This window comes from Pseudomonas caspiana, assembly GCF_040224095.2.
Classification (GTDB): domain Bacteria; phylum Pseudomonadota; class Gammaproteobacteria; order Pseudomonadales; family Pseudomonadaceae; genus Aquipseudomonas; species Aquipseudomonas caspiana.
The window spans coordinates 178,045-195,935 of sequence record NZ_CP167995.1 but is presented as its reverse complement, the minus strand read 5'-3'; the positions used below and the strand labels follow the sequence as shown (position 1 = coordinate 195,935).

Annotated in this window: 15 protein-coding genes; 2 read left to right on the top strand and 13 right to left on the bottom strand. The window is 57.7% G+C overall.

Going from position 1 to position 17,891, the window contains the following annotated elements; translation table 11 throughout:
* Window positions 1-73 precede the first annotated feature (73 nt).
* From ABRP31_RS00900 to ABRP31_RS00845, 12 genes are all read right to left on the bottom strand, one after another.
* A complete protein-coding gene (locus ABRP31_RS00900; RefSeq protein ID WP_349971068.1) occupies window positions 74-703 on the bottom strand; it encodes a glutathione S-transferase in 630 nt (209 codons plus the stop codon).
* Between the two features lie 66 nt (window positions 704-769).
* A complete protein-coding gene (locus ABRP31_RS00895) occupies window positions 770-946 on the bottom strand; it encodes a hypothetical protein (protein WP_087268563.1) in 177 nt (58 codons plus the stop codon).
* Window positions 943-2,076, bottom strand: a complete 1,134-nt coding sequence (locus tag ABRP31_RS00890; RefSeq protein ID WP_349971067.1) for a PepSY-associated TM helix domain-containing protein — start codon at window positions 2,074-2,076, stop codon at window positions 943-945. Before ABRP31_RS00890 ends, ABRP31_RS00895 begins: the two co-directional genes overlap by 4 nt.
* Before the next feature lie 161 nt (window positions 2,077-2,237).
* Entirely contained in the window at window positions 2,238-3,251 is a 1,014-nt protein-coding gene (locus ABRP31_RS00885; protein ID WP_349971066.1) for a FecR family protein, read from the bottom strand.
* Window positions 3,248-3,766, bottom strand: a complete 519-nt coding sequence (locus tag ABRP31_RS00880) for an RNA polymerase sigma factor (RefSeq protein ID WP_349971065.1) — start codon at window positions 3,764-3,766, stop codon at window positions 3,248-3,250. Before ABRP31_RS00880 ends, ABRP31_RS00885 begins: the two co-directional genes overlap by 4 nt.
* Window positions 3,767-3,953: 187 nt before the next feature.
* A complete protein-coding gene (locus ABRP31_RS00875) occupies window positions 3,954-6,380 on the bottom strand; it encodes a TonB-dependent receptor (protein WP_349971064.1) in 2,427 nt (808 codons plus the stop codon).
* Window positions 6,381-6,535: 155 nt separating this feature from the next.
* Window positions 6,536-7,342 (bottom strand): electron transfer flavoprotein subunit beta, encoded by an 807-nt coding sequence (locus ABRP31_RS00870; protein WP_349971063.1) that lies wholly within the window; start codon window positions 7,340-7,342, stop codon window positions 6,536-6,538.
* A complete protein-coding gene (locus ABRP31_RS00865) occupies window positions 7,332-8,552 on the bottom strand; it encodes an electron transfer flavoprotein subunit alpha/FixB family protein (RefSeq protein WP_349971062.1) in 1,221 nt (406 codons plus the stop codon). The genes ABRP31_RS00870 and ABRP31_RS00865 overlap by 11 nt, the downstream gene beginning before the upstream one ends.
* Complete coding sequence (dgcB, locus tag ABRP31_RS00860; protein WP_349971061.1) at window positions 8,552-10,498, bottom strand: dimethylglycine demethylation protein DgcB; 1,947 nt, start codon at window positions 10,496-10,498, stop codon at window positions 8,552-8,554. The genes ABRP31_RS00865 and dgcB overlap by 1 nt, the downstream gene beginning before the upstream one ends.
* A 473-nt stretch (window positions 10,499-10,971) precedes the next feature.
* Window positions 10,972-13,032, bottom strand: coding sequence for a dimethylglycine demethylation protein DgcA (gene dgcA / locus ABRP31_RS00855; protein WP_087268550.1), 2,061 nt, complete (start codon window positions 13,030-13,032; stop codon window positions 10,972-10,974).
* Between the two features lie 15 nt (window positions 13,033-13,047).
* Window positions 13,048-13,578, bottom strand: a complete 531-nt coding sequence (locus ABRP31_RS00850) for a DUF5943 domain-containing protein (protein ID WP_187521455.1) — start codon at window positions 13,576-13,578, stop codon at window positions 13,048-13,050.
* Window positions 13,579-13,670: 92 nt separating this feature from the next.
* Window positions 13,671-14,648, bottom strand: coding sequence for a dipeptidase (locus ABRP31_RS00845; protein ID WP_027899496.1), 978 nt, complete (start codon window positions 14,646-14,648; stop codon window positions 13,671-13,673).
* A 231-nt stretch (window positions 14,649-14,879) separates the two neighbouring features.
* Here ABRP31_RS00845 and ABRP31_RS00840 point away from each other — a divergent pair, with 231 nt between their 5' ends.
* Window positions 14,880-15,290 carry a lysozyme inhibitor LprI family protein gene (locus ABRP31_RS00840; protein ID WP_349971060.1) on the top strand — a complete coding sequence of 137 codons (411 nt, stop codon included), beginning with the start codon at window positions 14,880-14,882 and terminating at the stop codon, window positions 15,288-15,290.
* Window positions 15,291-15,350: 60 nt separating this feature from the next.
* A complete protein-coding gene (locus tag ABRP31_RS00835; RefSeq protein ID WP_087268542.1) occupies window positions 15,351-15,770 on the top strand; it encodes a DUF3010 family protein in 420 nt (139 codons plus the stop codon).
* A 217-nt stretch (window positions 15,771-15,987) separates the two neighbouring features.
* Here ABRP31_RS00835 and gabP read toward each other — a convergent pair whose 3' ends face one another.
* Entirely contained in the window at window positions 15,988-17,379 is a 1,392-nt protein-coding gene (gabP, locus tag ABRP31_RS00830; RefSeq protein WP_087268539.1) for a GABA permease, read from the bottom strand.
* Between the last annotated feature and the right edge of the window lie 512 nt (window positions 17,380-17,891).

Genomic DNA, 17,891 nt, shown 5'->3' with positions numbered 1-17,891 from the left:
ATCTGCGTCGTTCCTATCGCGGGCAAGCACCGCTCCCACAGGGTTAAGTGTTTGCTGCGCGAATATCTGTGCCTCAAACCGAAGGCTGGGTCGCCTGCATCGACGGTCTCTGACTGACTTCAAAGTACCAGTTGGCCAAACGCGGATAGCGGTTGCGCCAGGCCAGGTCCGGCTGGCGGAAGTCGATGTAACCTAGCGCCGCGGCGACGCTGATGGATGCCACGTCAAAAGAGGTGCTGAGTTCAGTTATCGCTTCCTGCTCGAAATAGCTGAGGCTGCGCTCGATCTTCTCTTGCTGATTATCAAGCCAGACGTCCCAGTGCTTTTCCGCCGGGCGTAACGCTTGCTCATAACGAATCAACAAGGCCGCATCCAACAGCGCATCCGCCAGGGATGCCAGGGTCAGACGTCGCCAGCGCGCTGAACCTTCACGAGGGATCAACGGATTGCCTACATGCTGGTGATCGAGGTAGTCGAGGATGACCCGGCTGTCATGGATGACGTTGCCATCAGCCAGTCTTAACGCTGGTATCTTGCCGGCCGGATTGTCGTTATTCAGCTCTTCAACCGGGGCGACGGGCGTCAGAAGAGTCGGTTGCAGCGTCACCCGGCTCAGTTGTCCGGTTTCATGCAGTACAAGCATCACCTTGCGGGCAAACGGCGAAGCAGCGTTGTAGTACAACGTCATGGTCGGCGCGGACATGGATGTTCCTCGAATAAGACAGTCCATCAGACTAGCCAGCGCCACAGCGGTCCGCAATATTTGCTTTCAGGACTTGCGAGCCAGCAAGCCTCTGATGCTGAACGCTGCGGCTACGCCCATCCCCAGCCAGGCCAGTGCATCCCACCAGCCATCACCCAACAACGCAGCAAAAAGCCCCAGCCCGGTCAGCAAGGCAATGACTCCCGGCGCGGCAAAGGTCTTCCAGAATGTGGAACGCTTCATTGCAGCGTCTCTTGTGGCAGCGCATCGACTGGCCGTGCCGCCCTTCTGCGTCCCCACCAAAGATACAGCCCGCTGGACAGGACAATGATCGTCAGCACATCGAGCACCGCCCACAGCACTTTCATCGGCATGCCGCCGTAATCACCAAAGTGCAGCGGCTGGGACATGCCCAACGCATCCATATACCAAGGCCGCTCGACCACCGCCGTAACCTCCAGGGTTTGCGCATCGATCAGCACCGGGGTCATCAAGTGCGCCGTCAGATGCGTATTACCTTTCATGAACACCGCGTAATGGTGCTCACTGGAGAAGCGCGTTCCGGGGAACGCAATGAAGTCGATCTGCATACCGGGCGCTGCGGATTCAGCGATCTCCGCCAGGCGCGTTGCGGGGGCAAGTTGAGTCAGCGGCGGCGCACCGCGATACGGTTCGATCATCGCGGCCAGCGTGTCGTTGCGCCACGAGGCGATCAACAGGTCGGCGCAGGCACTGATTACTCCGGTCACGCCTACCACCAACGCCCAGGTCAGGGTCACGACGCCAATCAGGTTATGCAGATCAAGCCAGCGCATGCGCGTTGATTTTTCGACGCGCACGGTGGCGAATTTGAGTTTGCGCATGAACGGCGCGTAAAGCACCGTCCCGGAAACAATCGCCAACACGAACATCAGCCCCATGAACGCCAGCAGTAACTTGCCCGGCAGCCCTGCATACATATCCACATGCAGACGCAACATGACCATCATGAAACCGCCGTTGGCAGATGGCGTTTCCAGGGCTTCGCCGGTGCGCGAATCGAGCATGAACGAGTGTGAATCGTTGGGATCGGTGCCCGCCGTTTTGGCCATGATCGCCCAGACACCGTTCGGGTCGTCGTCCTCCCAACCGAAATATTGCATGACCTCGCCCGGGCGATGGGCCTCGGCAGCCACTACCAATTGCTGCAGATTCAGGTGCGGTGTGTCGGCCGGCATTTCCTTGAATTCCGGCGAATTGCCCAACAGGTGATCGATTTCATGGCTGAATACCAAAGGCAGCCCGGTCAGCGCCAGCATCAACAGAAACAGGGTGCAGATCAGGCTCGTCCAAGTATGGATAAAGGACCAGCGGCGCACGGTTTGGCTTTTCATGCTCTTCTTCTCAAAAGCTTTTATCCAAAAGCAAAAGGCCGCTGATCAGCAGCGGCCCTTCTATGCGCCTCAGACCGCGAAGGTCGTGCGCTGTATTAACCGCGGCATCATACACGCAGAAAAGCCCCGGAGCTGAGCCCCCCGTGACGGAGTGTTCGACTCTAGGTCCCAGGTTTTGGAGGTGCCTGGGGAGCCGTTTTTTTACCGTCGCTCGCAATCAGCTTCGTCCACCATTGAGTTCGCTGCTCAACCTGAACGGCAAGAGTGGGTGAAAGAGCCTTGAGCGCCAAATCGGTATTGCTCAGCGGGAAAGTGCCCGTAATACGCAGGTCAGCCACCTCCGGCGCAACCCCAAGATAACCGGCTCGATAGCGACTCAACTCTGCCGCCAGCTCGGAAAGCCGCGTGTTCTCTACCACCAGCATGCCTCGCGTCCATGCATCGGCTCCAGGCTTGAGCGCCAGCATTGGCCCCAGACCGTCACGGGTCATGAGCACTTGCTGACCTTCTCGCAGAGTTTGCTCACGATCATCACGCTGAGCATGAGCCGCTACCGCCGATTGCAGCACGCTCAGCAACGTACCCTCGCCTTCGCGGCGGACCAGAAAGCGGGTACCCAGAGCACGCATACGGCCGTCGCGGGTCTCGACAATAAAGGGCCGAGGATCTTCGTGAGTGCCGGTTTCTACATAAATCTCCCCGTCCTGCAGAATCACCCGGCGCTGAGTGGCATCGAAGCGCACATCAATGGCGCTGTGGGTGTTGAGCTGGATCAGCGTGTTGTCTGCCAAGCGTATGGTTCGTTGCTCACCCGTCGCGGTGCGCTGGTCAGCCAGCCAGTAATCGATGGGGATGAATCGATTGCCCATGAACAGCAGCAGCCCACAAGCCAGCAGCACACTGGCAAGGCCACCACCAAGCTTGCGGATACGCCGCACAGCACTGTCGTGCGACCGCAGCAGGGCGGAGCGCGCAGGAGCAGAAGTCAGAGAGAACTGTTTATCAAGCATCCCAAGCTGAGCCCACGCACGGGAATGCTCTTCATTGGCAGCCAGCCATCTGGAATGTTCATCACGCTCGTCCTGACTGCCATTGCCGCAATCCAGACACAGTTGCCACGCAATGGCAGCATCCAGCACTTTTGCTGAAACCGGCTTTGAATTAAACGCGCTCATAACGGTTCGCCGTACAGTGCTACATAGCACTGACGCATTCCCTGAGCCAGATACTGGCGCACGCGTGATGGAGAGACACCGAGACGCTCTGCAATCTCTCCATGGCTCAAACCATCGATACGGTTGTAGAGGAACGCGGCCCGCGCCTTGCTCGACAGCTTGCCGAGCATGTGATCAATGGTTTTCAGATCTTCGAGGATCAGCAGTTGTTCTTCCAGCGAAGGTTGTTCGGCTTCCGGGATCAGCATCAACTCATTGAGGTAAGCCTGTTCAAGCGCCGCCCGACGAAAGTAATCGAACAACAGTCCTTTAGCGATCGCAGCCAGGAATGCCCGTGGCTCGCGTGGCTGATCAAGCTGATCACGTTTGAGCAAACGAACAAACGTATCCTGGCTCAGGTCTTCAGCCCGTTGCGGGCAGGCGACATTACGCCGTAACCACGTTACCAACCAAGTGCGGTGATCGCGGTACAAGGCGCCAATGAGCTCGCTCTGAGGGCTTGGAACTGACGACACGAAACGAACCTCGGAAAAGGTGCATTAAATAACGAGAATTATTCGCGATTGTGTCAGAGCTGACGAGTAGTGGCAAATGACACCCGTCGGATGGGGATGGTTTACTACTGCAGACCCGGAGATCGAAATGCACAGACCTTCGATCAACCTCGCCCCAGTGAAAGGGCGAGGTTGCCTTCAGCCAGGATTAAAACTCTAGTTGGGCCGAGAACGCGACGGTACGCGGCTCGCCCAAATAGCTGCTGTTGAGCCAGTACTCTTTATTGGTAAGGTTGCTAATGTTCATGCGCAAAGTCAGGTCATTTTCAGAAAGGCGCATGCGATAACGGGCACCCGCATCGAAGGTCGTGAAGGAAGGCAACTGGTAGTCGTTGTTTACATCGGTGTACTGCTTGCCGGTATAGAAAGCGCCGCCCGTCAGGGCCAGGCCCGGTGCTCCGTTGATGTCGTATTCGGCATAGACCTTCGCCAATTGCTTGGCAACGTTGGTCGGCGCATTACCTTCATTCGCCGCAATCTCGGTTTTCTTGACCTGAGGATCAAGCAACGTCACACCCCCAACCACGGTCAACTCCGGTATCACCTTGCCGGTGACGCTGAATTCCATACCGTTGTTTTCCTGCTGCCCGTCAACCACGTAAACGTTGGCACCGTTCGTATAGGCGTTAGGTTTTTTGATATTGAAAAAGGCGAGTGTCAGCAGCGTCTCACCTACCGTCGCCTTGGCACCGATTTCATACTGCTCACTGATTTCTGGTGCAAAAGCCTGTCCGGCATTTATCGTGCTCGAAGGGGCAACGCCGCCCGACTGAAGGCCTTCGATGTAGGTGGCGTAGGTTGTGAGCCAAGGCAGCGGCTTGTAGATCAGCGAGATGTTGGGCGAGGTTTTGCTTTCGTTGTACTTGGTTTCCGTTTCCGGCGTGCCGAATGCTTTCGCGTAGACAAACTCATTGGCGTAAGTCTTGATCTGCGTATTGGTAACGCCAAGGATCGTAGACCACTGCTCGTTGAAGGTGATCACATCACCAATCAGGAAGTTATTCGTCTCTGAGGTATTCGCCAGGCGCTGGTCGCCATGGCCGATGTAATAACCTGGCTTGTCGACTTGTGGCGTCGAGCTGAGCGGTATGGTGCCAACGGGCGAAGTGTATTGCGGACCCGGAAACGGGATATGGTCCTCATACTGACGTTGACGCGAGGTGTTGCCCTGATAGCCCATGGTCATCTTGTGCCCAAGGGGACCAGTGTCGAAAGCTGCGTCGAGGAACAAGTAACCGGATTTCTCTTCAGTCTCGATCGGCGCGAACGCATAAAGATTCTGCGCATACACGCCAGGTCCCGTGATAGTCGGTCCTGTGTACGTATTTTCAGTCGTGTATTGCTGGGCCGAGAATGCCGTGCGCAGCGTAAACACATCGTTCAAGCGCCATTTGGCACGCACACCGGCCTTGTCGGTTTCGTCGTCAGCAAAGCTCCACTTCTGACTGTACAGCTTGTCGTTGCTCAGGGATGACGCGCTTGGGCGCCAGGCTTCATTGTTGAAGAACCAGTAGCTGGTCGTGCCACGCATCTCGGACTTTTTGTGCGATGCGTCGAATTGAACCAGCAGATCGTCAGTAACGTTCCAGTCCAACGCCAGGCTGATCATTTCGCGCCGACGCTTCTGCATGTCAATCGCGGTTTCGCCGTCCTGGGTCAGGACGTTTACCCGGTAGGCCAACTTGCCTTCCGGATCGATCGGCCCGCCGAAGTCGCCATGAAGGTAGTAGTTTTCGCCGCCGGCATTGCCTAGCGTCACGCTGTTATAGCGCTCATAGGTCGGGCGCTTGAGGACGTAATTGACCAGCCCGCCCGGTGACGCCGGGCCATACAGGAAGCCGGTCAGGCCGGTGATGATTTCGAGCTGCTCATTCTCTTCGATATAGTTGCCGCCGTCGGCACCGGTGGTGAAACGCAAGCCATCGTTAGCGATGTTGAGATTACCCGCAGCGCTGAAACCACGCATGTTGACGGCACTGGCGTACCCGGCGTTGCGCGGAGAGTAGAGTTGGGTGAACGGGTTGTGTTTGAACACGTCATCAAGGGACGTGGCCATTGTATTTTTCAGCATCGCCTGAGAGGTCACACTCATCGAGTAAGGCGTGTCCTGAAGCTTCATCCCGCCCAGAGCGCCAACACTGGTGACATTCTCACTTACATAACCAGCAGCTTCTGAGCCATCAGGCCCGGCACCTGCCGCGTTGATATTGACATCAGGCAACGCCATCGTGCCTTCCTGCACGGCCTCCAGATAATAGCCCCCCGTGCCATTTTGCTGCAGTTGCAGACCCGTGCCGCGCAAAGCCTGGCGCATTGCGGTACCTGCATCGAACTCACCTTTGACAGTCGCCGAAGTCTTTCCTGAAACCAGAGACGGATCCACGCTCAGCGCCAGCCCGGCCTGACTGGCAATAGCGTTGAGGGTGCTGGCCAACGAGGCTGCTGGCAAATCGTAGGCGTGGGTGGCGGAAGTCTGCTCCGCTGCAATCAACTGTGCACTGGCTATCGAAGAACCAAAAGCGATAGCCATGGCCAATACACTTGGGCGTAGAAGGGTATCTAAAGGATGGGACATGGCGGCTACTCGTGAATGGAAGCAATTCTCAGTAACCATGTGCCGAATGAAAAATGGAAAGTGACAGGGGCAATTGAAAATAAAATTCGAATGAGCCGATAAAGTCTCGCCACCCACTGCGAGACCGGCTACAGCCGGTCCCACAATCGATGCGTCTAGCGAACCACACCCTCTTCAATCAACAACTTGAGGATCGCCTCTGCACCCGCCTCTGGCGTCACACCCTTGAGAACTTGCCCGCCGCCACCGCTGGCTTTGGCTGTTGCGGCCTTCATCCGGTCGGCGCCGCTTTTGGCTTTGATGACTTTCAGGCGTTTGGGCCGGGGTTTGGCCGGTTGCAGGACTGAGCCGCTGAACAGTTCGTCGCTGACAATTTCCACTTGTTCGGCTGCAAGTGTGCCGCGCTGCGCAGGGCCGTAGGCGCTTTGCCGGGGCTTAGGCGCGGCGTTATCCACCGTCGCCAGAAACGGCAGCCGTACTTTCAAGCGCCGACGCTGACCACGAGGTAATGCCTGCAATACAAGCGCGGTGCCGTTATCCAGCGACTCCACTTCAGCCAGGCCCACCACCAGCGGCCATCCGAGCTTTTCCGCCAGTAGAAATGGCAACATGCCAGAGCCTTCTCCGGTTTCTGCCTGGCTTCCAGTGAGCACCATTTGCACACCAGACTCCCGAATGTAATCCGTCAAAGCAGGCAGCGCGTCGGCGTTTTCCGGTTGCTCCAGCACATGCAACTCGTCCAGGCCCATGCCCAGATAAGCACGCAACGCAGGCTCTTCTGCGCTCCCCGCGTGCAGCACGTGCAAGTTATCCCCAGCCAGTTGCAAGCCCAACTCAACGGCGCGGGCATCCTGCTCAGCGCGACGCGCGCGGCCGGATGTCGGGTGCGCACCAATGGATACCAGGCTGATGACGTGCACTGCAGCGTTATCCCCAGAGGAAGCAGTTGGCTCAGGCCGCATCTTGTTTTGCTCCATGGCGGTGGGTTTCCACCGCGTCGATCAGCGCCTTGAGAATTGCCGCGCTGTCGCCGATCACAGAAAGATCAGCGCGTTTGATCATGTCGCAACCCGGATCAAGGTTGATTGCCACCACCTTGTCGCACGCACCAATGCCCTGCAGATGCTGGATCGCGCCGGAAATACCCACCGCCACGTACACCCGCGCCGTGACCCAAGTGCCGCTCGCGCCGACCTGTCGATCACGGCCCATGAAGCCGTCATCCACTGCCACGCGGGACGCACCTTCAGTCGCGCCAAGGGCTGCAGCAGTGCGGTGAAACAAATCCCAATCCTTGACGCCGTTGCCGCCGGAGAAGATGAACTCCGCTTCCGCCATTGGAATCATGGCCGGGTCGACAGCGACAGCGCCGAGGTCTTCAATGCGCGGCAGGCTGCGCGCTACGCTTGTGGATAACTCAACCGGCAGCGCTTCATGACGGGTTTCGCTGACCGGCTCAGCACACTCCGCAGCAGCGAGGATCAAGCGTGCTAATGGTCTTGAGATATCTTCCTGGCCAGCACCAGCGCGACCGATGCATTGCTCATCCTTGACTTGCCAGACACGCGTGGCAGGACGCTCACCCAAACTGGCCGCGAAGCGACGACCCAATTCACCGCCACCGCTGCGACTGTCCGGCAGCAGCCAGTGACGAGGGCTGAACTGGTTATCCACAGCCCGCAGGCCCTGGACACGCTGCTCCGGTGAGTAACCGCTGAACTCGCTACCTTCCAGAACCAGCAAGCGATCAACGCCTGCCGTCGCGAAAGCGCTCTCTTTGTGCTCGCCAAACACCACCGCGAGCACCGCGCCACTTTGCCCGGCAAGCTGATGAGCCAGACCGAGCAGATCACGGTCGTGGCTGCTCAAGCGTCCACCGACCATGTCCGGCGCAACGCAAATATAGAAAGCCGGTTGCGGCACTTGATGCAGCGGCAACTGCACTTCGGCTGCGGCTGAGCGTTTCACCGCCCCGCCTTGCTGAGCGCCACTGCGGTCGATTCGTTTGATGCCGTTGGGACCGATAAACCCTACGCCATGCACATTCTTGCGCATCAGGCCGTTGGGCCCCATCCAGCTGGATTGTGCCGGTTGCATGGCAGCGTGCAGCGGGTGCAGGCGGTTGCGGGCGATCCATTCAGCGCGAGGATCACGACGGATAATGTCGCTCATCAGTGCACCTCCGCAGGTTCACGTTTGACTGGCGCAGGTTTGCTGGGGATAACTTCTTCCACCAATGCGTCAGCCACCAATTCAGCAATGTCTTTGATCATCGGTCGCGGCTCGACCACGCCTTCGAGCATCGCGGTGCATTGCGGGCAACCGACGGCCACCAGTTCGGCACCGGTTTCGCGGATGTCTTCCATGCGCATGTCAGGAATCCGTTGCTTGCCGGGAATATCCGTAATCGGCGCACCGCCACCACCCCCACAGCAACGGGAGCGGAAACCGGAACGCTGCATTTCCTTGACCTCGATTCCCAACGCACGCAATACATCACGCGGCGCTTCGTACTCACCGTTGTAGCGGCCCAGATAACACGGGTCGTGATAGGTGACGCTGGAACCTTTATGCTGGCCCAGATTCAGCGCGCCGCCTTGAATCAACTCCGCCATGTAAGTGCTGTGGTGCTGCACGAGGTAATTGCCATCGAACGCGCCGTACTCGTTTTTCAGCACATGGAAGCTGTGCGGGTCGCAGGTGACGATGCGCTTGAAGCTGTATTTGCTCAGGGTCTGAATGTTGCGTCTGGCGAGCATCTGGAAAGTCGCTTCGTCACCGAGACGCCGCGCCACGTCGCCGCTGTCATGCTCTTCAAGACCGAGCACGGCGAAGTCGACCTTGGCTGCCTTCAGGACTTTGACGAAGGCGCGCAAAGTACGTTGATTGCGCATGTCGAAAGCGCCGTCGCCGACCCAGAACAGCACGTCGACAGATTTTTTGTCGGAGAGCAGATTCAAACTCAAATCCGCGGCCCAGTTCATCCGCCCGCCCGGTGCGAAACCGCCAGGGTTGTCGGTGGCGATGAGGTTTTCCAGCACTTCAGCGCCCTTGTTTGGCGTCGCGCCTTTTTCCAGAGTCAGGTGGCGGCGCATGTCGACGATGGCGTCCACGTGCTCGATCATCATTGGGCATTCTTCAACGCATGCCCGGCAAGTGGTGCAGGACCACAAGGTCTCAGCGTCTACCAAACCGTTGACGATGGGTTGATGCGGATTGCCGCCGTGCAGACCGATCTCTTTGCCGGGATACGGGCTACCGGCAAATTTGGCGTCAGTGCCGCCGGCCAGACCAACGACCATGTCCTGAATCAGTTTTTTCGGGTTCAACGGCTGACCGGCTGCAAACGCCGGGCATGCGGCTTCGCACTTGCCGCATTGCACGCAAGCGTCAAAACCCAGAAGTTGGTTCCAGGTGAAATCCTTGGGTTTTTCTACGCCGAGCGGAGCAGTCTTGTCGGCCAGATCCAGCGGCTTGAGGCCCGTCGAGCGACCACCGCCAAAACGTTCGGCGCGACGGTGCCAGGCCAGATGCAACGCACCGGCAAAGGCGTGCTTCATCGGCCCACCCCAGGTCATGCCGAAGAACATTTCAGACACGCCCCACAGGCAACCCAGGCCCAGCAATGCGACCAGCACCCAGCCGCCGAAGTCTTGCGGCAGGATACCCGCCACTGGCAGCGTGACCAGAAAGAAGCTGACGGAAAACGCCATGAGGCTTTTCGGCAGGCGCATCCATGGGCCTTTGGACAGGCGTGCTGGTGGACTACGACGGCGCAGGAACATGAAGATTGCGCCAACGAACATCAAGGTCGATGCCAGTAACAGTGCATAGCCGAGGATGCGGCTATGCAAACCAAAGCCGTGTACGACGATGGCCAGCAACGCTGAAAGCACGAAGCCCAGCGCCGTAGCGACGTGGGTATTGGCGATGTATTTATCCCGAGCCACGACATGGTGAAGATCGACCATATAGCGCTTGGGCATGGCCAGCAGCCCGCCGATCAGGTCGACTTTAGAGGCCCGGCCGTTGCGCCACATATTCATCCGCCGCACAGCCCCCAGGACAGCAAGGCCCAGAGCAGCGAACAGCAGGATGGGAAGCAAGGTGTTCAACATGTGAAGCTCCTACGGCACGCGGTCCGACAGAGGTCATCGGTCTCCTGAAGGAGTGGGCTTGCCCTCGATAAGGACGCTGCGGTTCATCAGGGCAACCGCGTCATCGTTCATCGCGAGCAAGCTCTGCTCCTACAGAGGTACTCATTTCTTCTGTGGGAGCTGGGCTTGCCCGCGATTTAGGCGCTGCGGTTCATCAGGACAACCGCGTCATCGTTTATCGCGAGCAAGCTCGGCTCCTACAGGGGTACTCGTTTCTCCTGTGGGAGCTGGGCTTGCCCGCGATTTAGGCGCTGCGGTCCATCAGGACAACCGCGTCATCGTTCATCGCGAGCAAGCTCGGCTCCTACAGGAGTATTCGGTGTTTCCTGTGGGAGCCGGGCTTGCCCGCGATAAGGGCGCTGCGGTTCATCTGGGAAACCGCGTCATCGTTCATCGCGAGCAAGCTCAGCTCCCACAAGGGTCGGCGTACAGCCTCAAAAATCCTTGCAGAGGCGCAAACCGTCATAAATCGCCGCATGGGTATTACGCTGTGCTACGCAGTCACCAATGCGAAACAGCAAGTACCCGTCACCCGGCTCGCTCAGACACGGTTGCGGCTGAATGGCGAACAGCGCTTCGATGTCGATCTGGCCTTTGTTACGCGAGTCGGCTTTCAAGGCGTAATACAACTCTTCGTCCGGGCGCACGCCGTTTTCGACGACCACCTGATCCACTACGCGCTCTTCTTTGGCACCGGTGTATTCGTTCTCCAGCACCGCCACCAGCTTGTCGCCTTCGCGGTAGACCTTCTCCAGCATCATGTCGCCGGTCATGATCACTTCTTTCGGATACATGCTGCGGTAGTAAGTCGGGAACGATGTCCCGCCAATCGCAACACCCGGTTTGATGTCGTCAGTGACGATCTCCACCTGGCTGCCTTTGTCGGCCAGGAAGTCAGCCGCAGACATCCCGGTGAATTCACAGATGGTGTCGTAAACCAGCACGTTCTTGCCCGGCGCGACCTTGCCGTCGAGGATGTCCCAACTGCTGACCACCAAACCTTCCGCCGCACCCCAATGTTCGTTCTGCTCCAGAAACGGATGACCGCCCACCGCCAGCACGACGATGTCCGGACGCAGATCCATGATGGTGGCCGGGTCCGCAGCCGTGCCCAGACGCAGATCGACTTTCAGACGCGCCAGCTCCAGCTGGAACCAGCGGGTGATACCGGCAATCTGGTCACGCTGCGGCGCTTTCGAGGCAGTAGTGATTTGCCCGCCGATAAATTCCTTCTTCTCGAACAGCGTTACGTCATGGCCACGCTCGGCCGAAACCCGCGCGGCTTCCATGCCTGCAGGCCCGGCTCCAACGATCACCACCTTGCGTTTCGGCCCGGTGGATTTTTCGATGATGTGCGGCACGCCCATGTATTCACGGGAGGTCGCGGCGTTCTGAATGCACAGAACGTCGAGGCCCTGGTATTGACGGTCGATGCAGTAGTTGGCACCGACGCACTGTTTGATCTGGTCGATCTGGCCCATCTTGATCTTGGCGATCAGGTGCGGATCAGCGATGTGCGCACGAGTCATCCCGACCATGTCGACGTAACCGCCCTCGAGAATCCGCGTAGCCTGGTTCGGGTCCTTGATGTTCTGCGCGTGCAGCACCGGTGCCTTGACCACTTCCTTGATACCGGCCGCGAGATGCAGGAACGGCTCCGGTGGATAACTCATGTTCGGAATAACGTTGGCCAAGGTGTTGTGGGTGTCGCAACCCGAGCCGACGACGCCGATGAAGTCAATCATGCCGGTCTGGTCGTAATACTTGGCGATCTCCTTCATGTCCTCGTGGCTGAGGCCGTCAGGGTGAAACTCGTCGCCACAGATACGCAGGCCCACACAGAAATCCGGGCCGACTTCCTTGCGCACAGCCTTGATCACTTCAAGGCCAAAACGCATGCGGTTTTCGAAGCTGCCGCCCCATTCGTCAGTGCGTTTGTTGACCCGCGGGCTCCAGAACTGGTCGATCATGTGCTGGTGCACCGCCGACAGTTCGACACCGTCCAGGCCACCGGCCTTGGCCCGCGCCGCAGCGCTGGCGTAGTTGCCGATCACGCGCCAGATTTCTTCCGGCTCGATGGTTTTGCAGGTTGCGCGATGTACTGGCTCGCGGATGCCCGAAGGCGACATCAGGGTCGGCCAGTGATCACCATCCCAACGGGAGCGACGGCCCATGTGGGTAATCTGAATCATGATCTTGGCGCCGTGCTTATGCATGGCGTCAGCAAGGTTCTGGAAGTGCGGGATGATTTTGTCGGTCGCCAGGTTGACCGATTTCCACCAGCCTTGCGGGCTGTCGATAGCGACGCTGGAAGAGCCACCACAAATCGCCAGACCAATCCCGCCCTTGGCCTTTTCTTCGTAGTACTTCACGTAACGATCGGTGGTCATGCCGCCATCAGTGGCGTAGACCTCGGCGTGCGCAGTACTCAATACGCGGTTGCGGATCGTGAGCTTGCCGATTTGAATCGGCTGAAACATCGCTTCGAAAGCCATAACACGATCCTCGACTTACAGCGGCTTGACGATGAACAGGCCGTCGTCGTGGCCTTCTTCCGAACCACCGTAAACCTGCTCGGCGACGGTACGAATCGGGCTGCCCGCTGCGGCGAGAATCTGGTCCATGGCACCGGCAAACCAACCGGTGAACATGTAATCAACCTTGCGACCGACTTTGCCGTAGACGTACACAAAGCAGGAGTGCTCAAGCTTGACGCTGGCGGTACCTTTTTCCAGGTCGATGTCCTGAATCTTGAACAGACCCCAGCCACGCTGCGACAGACGCTTCATGTAATGCTCGAAAACAGCAACGCCTTCCAGACCGTGACATTCGGCCTCTTTCTCACACCAATGCCAGGCAGATTTGTAGCCCGCCTTGTAGAGAATTTCGGCGTAGGCATCAGCGCCCAGCACTTCTTCAATACCCATGTGGTTGTTCACGAAAAAGTGGCGCGGCACGTAGAGCATTGGCAATGCGTCGGAGGTCCAGACGCCGGTTTCGCTGTCGACTTCGATAGGCAGTTGCGGGGCGATTTTAGCCATGGGGTCAAACTCCAGATGTTCGGGTTACGCCCACTGCGCGAAATGGCAGTGGGGTGATCAATTCAGTAAAGGTTTCGCTCGTGATCGGGGTATTACTCGCCCCAGACATCCTTGAGCACATTCACCCAGTTCTCGCCCATGATCTTGCGCACTACGCGCTCGGAGTGGCCGCGTTTGAGCAAGGTCTCGGTCAGGTTCGGGAACTCGCCAACCGTGCGGATACCCAGCGGGTTGATGATCTTGCCGAAGCTGGTCAGGCGGCGGGCGTAGCCCTTGTCATGGGTCAGGTATTCGAAGAAGTCCTGACCATGGCCCTGTGTGAAGTCGGTGCCAATCCCGATGGCGTCTTCGCCGACGATGTTCATGGTGTATTCGATGGCTTCGGCGTAATCGTCGATGGTCGACTCAATACCTTTGGCGAGGAACGGCGCAAACATGGTCACGCCGACAAAACCGCCGTGATCGGCGATGAACTTGAGCTCTTCGTCGGACTTGTTGCGTGGATGCTCTTTAAGGCCGGAAGGCAGGCAGTGGGAGTAGCAGACTGGTTTTTTCGATTCCAGGATGACTTCTTCTGAAGTCTTGGAACCGACGTGGGACAAGTCGCACATAACGCCGACGCGGTTCATTTCAGCGACGATTTCGCGACCGAAACCCGACAGCCCGCCATCACGTTCGTAGCAGCCGGTGCCCACCAGATTCTGGGTGTTGTAGCACATCTGCACGATGCCAACGCCGAGCTGTTTGAAGATCTCGACGTAGCCGATCTGATCTTCATAAGCATGTGCATTCTGGAAGCCGAAGAGGATGCCGGTCTTGCCCAGCTCTTTCGCCTTGCGGATGTCGGCGGTGGTCCGCACAGGCATCACCAGGTCGCTGTTTTCGCGCATCAGCTTCTGGCTTTTGCAGATACTGTCGATAGTCGCCTGGAAACCTTCCCACACCGAGACGGTGCAGTTGGCCATGGTCAGGCCGCCTTTGCGCATGTCTTCAAACAGCTCACGGTTCCACTTGGCGATGATCAGCCCGTCAATAACGATGCTGTCGGCGTGTAATTCGGCTGGGCTCATCAGGCTGTCCCCTTATTAGGTGCTTGTGCGCCGAATCGTATGCCGACGCTATTGAGGCCAGCATATGCCTGAGGGTCGGCCGAGCCGGGTGCAAAAACGACAGGGGGTTTGCCGAAAGCGTCAAGAAACGACAAAGGGCGACAGGACGCTGCCGGCGTCTATCTCGCCAACCTGTTATTTAGGGCGCGCTTAGGCCAGAATCCAGCTCATCAAATGGAGTGGAGAGACTCGATGAACAAGGTTTTCCTGGCTTTGGTTCTTTTAGCGACCGGCATTTCGGGCGCTCATGCAGCACAAAACCCTGATGTCTCGCCATGTGACGGCGTCGAAGAGGACCAGCAGACCCTTGAGTGCTCCAAGTACAGCCGCGACACGGCTGAGGAGTTGCTGAAAGAGAACTTCCAGAACCTGTTGCAGCGGGTTAACACCCAGTTCGGGGCCAATAAGTCGCAGGCCAATGCCTTCGCCGAAAAACTCAAGGCTGCCCAGCTAGCCTGGGAAAAGCTTCGCGACGCCGACTGCGCCGTGGAAGTGTTCCCGGCAGCAGCGGGTAGTAAAGCGTTCAACATCGCCCAGAACGACTGTTTGGCGCGTACCAGCGATGAGCGCTCCGAGTATCTGGAATCGATCGCGCAGGAATGAACACCGCAATGAGCTATGGTGTCTGCCTTTTAACCAAGGCTGTAACGTAAAGGCTCATTCATGATCATTTGTGGTGTAGAAATCAAAGGCAGCGAGGCTATTTTTGCGTTGGCGACACGCCAGCAAGGTGGCCTCGAACATTTGCCGCTGGCGACCAAGAAGCTGGCCCTTGAAGATGATGACGAGTCGGCCAACGTCAAAACCTTCGCGACCCAGATCGCCAGCTTTGTGCGTGAGAACGGCATCAGTCATGTCGTCATCAAGAAGCGCAGCAAGAAAGGCGAGTTCGCAGGCGGCCCGACGACGTTCAAGATCGAAACGGTTTTCCAGTTGCTGCGCGATTGCGAAGTGACCCTGTTGTCGCCGCAAACCATCAACGCGCAGAACAAGAAACACAACTTCGACCTGCCTGCTTCGCTGAACAAGTATCAGCACGAGGCGTACAAGGCGGCGTGCTCGGGACTAATGAAAACCAAATAAATGCATTCCCTGTAGGAGCTGCCGAAGGCTGCGAAGCATTCATCCTGACACACCGCCATCGCAGCCTTCGGCAGCTCCTACAAGTCCAACGCTTGCCCGAGACAGCGTGATGCCTTACACACCGAGGCGCCCCCCCACAGAAACATGCCCTCACTCCAACAAAAACGGCCGCGATCATTGCTGATCGCGGCCGTTTTGTTTGCTGCGGGTCAATCGGTCAATTCAACACAGCCTTGCCAGCCCTTTCGCCCTTGCGACGACGGGCCACCAGGACACCAGTGGCAATCACCAGAATACTCAGCAAGCCGGTCGCGATGATCTCCACGCGGTGCGACTCCTGGACCAGCATGACGCCCAACACACCCACGATGAACACGATCACCAACCAGGTCAGGTATGGGAACAGCCACATGCGGAACGACAGGGTTTCACCCGCAGCAATGCTCTTCTGGCGCATGCGCAGTTGGGAAACCGCGATCACCAGGTACACCAACAGCGCGATTGCACCGGAGCTGGCAAGCAGGAATTCGAACACGGCAGCCGGGGCTACGTAGTTGGCAAATACCGTCAGGAAAGCAGCCGCAGTAGACAGAATAACCGCCCAATAAGGGGTACCGCTTTTGCTGGTGCGAGTCGCAACCGCTGGGGCGTCACCGCGTTTACCCAGCGAGTAAAGCATGCGCGACGCGGTGTACAGCGCCGAGTTCAGGCAACTGGTCACGGCAATCAATACCACGATATCCACAATCAGCTTGGCGTTAGGGATGCCCATCATGTCCAGCACGGTCTGATAGGAACCTACTTCAGCCAGACGCGGGTCATTCCACGGTACAAGCGAAACAACGATGAAGATCGAGACCAAATAGAACAGGCAGATCCGCCAGATCACCGAATTGGTGGCCTTGGTGATCTGCTTTTCCGGATTCTTCGATTCAGACGCGGCGATGGTGACGATTTCGGTGCCCATGAACGAGAACATGGTGGTCAGCATCGCCGCCAGCACAGCGCCCATGCCATTCGGCAAAAAGCCCTGAGTATCGAACAGATGGCTGACACCGCTGACCTGGCTATTGGGCAGCAGGCCGAATATAGCCGCAACGCCCAAAGCAACGAAACCGATGATCGCCAGCACTTTGATCAACGCGAACCAAAACTCGAACTCGCCGTAGTTCTTCACGCTGAACAGGTTGGTGATGGTGAGCAACAAGGTGATCACCAACGTGAACACCCAGATAGCGATGTTCGGGAACCAGGCATGCAGAATGGTTGCGGCGGCGTTGGCTTCCAAGGGAATTACCAACACCCAGAACCACCAGTACAACCAACCAATGGTGAAACCGGCCCAATGCCCGATCGCACGATCGGCATAGGTCGAAAACGATCCGGTGTCCGGCGACGCAACCGCCATCTCAGCCAACATGCGCATGACCAGAACCACCAATGTACCGGCTGCAGCGTAAGCCAGGAGTACCGCCGGGCCCGCTTCGGCAATCGCATGCCCGGAACCTACGAACAGACCGGCACCGATGACACCGGCGATGGACAACATCGTGATGTGCCGAGGTTTGAGCCCCTGATCGAGCTCTGAAGCGTTAGGGATACTGCTCATTCAAAAACTACCTTTGCGTGGTAATCGACTGCCTGACCGTCTTCGTAAAAAGAAAAAAACGGGGCGTTTTTTATTATTTACGCAAATTCTGCGCCAAAATGATTCAAAAACGACGTCGCTCAGGGAAACGCTGGCGCTAGAGCTCAAGGATTAGCGACAAGAAGAATCGTTTCAGCGAACAAGTGACATGTTTTGTTACCGATGTGCACAGCCCCGTCCGCAGAAAACGCACCAAAAATACACAGGACGTTGAAGTGCGCACTATTGAAGTGCTCTGAATTGGTGAGTACGGAAACAGCACAAAGCTGCAGGACGACGTAGTGAGCTAATGGTTATCTTGCGACATGTACAGACATCTATGGCACCGCGCTATCGCGAAGCAAACACTAGACCTGTAGGAGCTGCCGAAGGCTGCGATGACGGCGTGTCAGGATGAGCGCTTCGCAGCCTTCGGTAGGGCCTACAGAAAGTGCATTTCAATTCAGCGCTCTTATGAGTGCATTGGTGCGCAA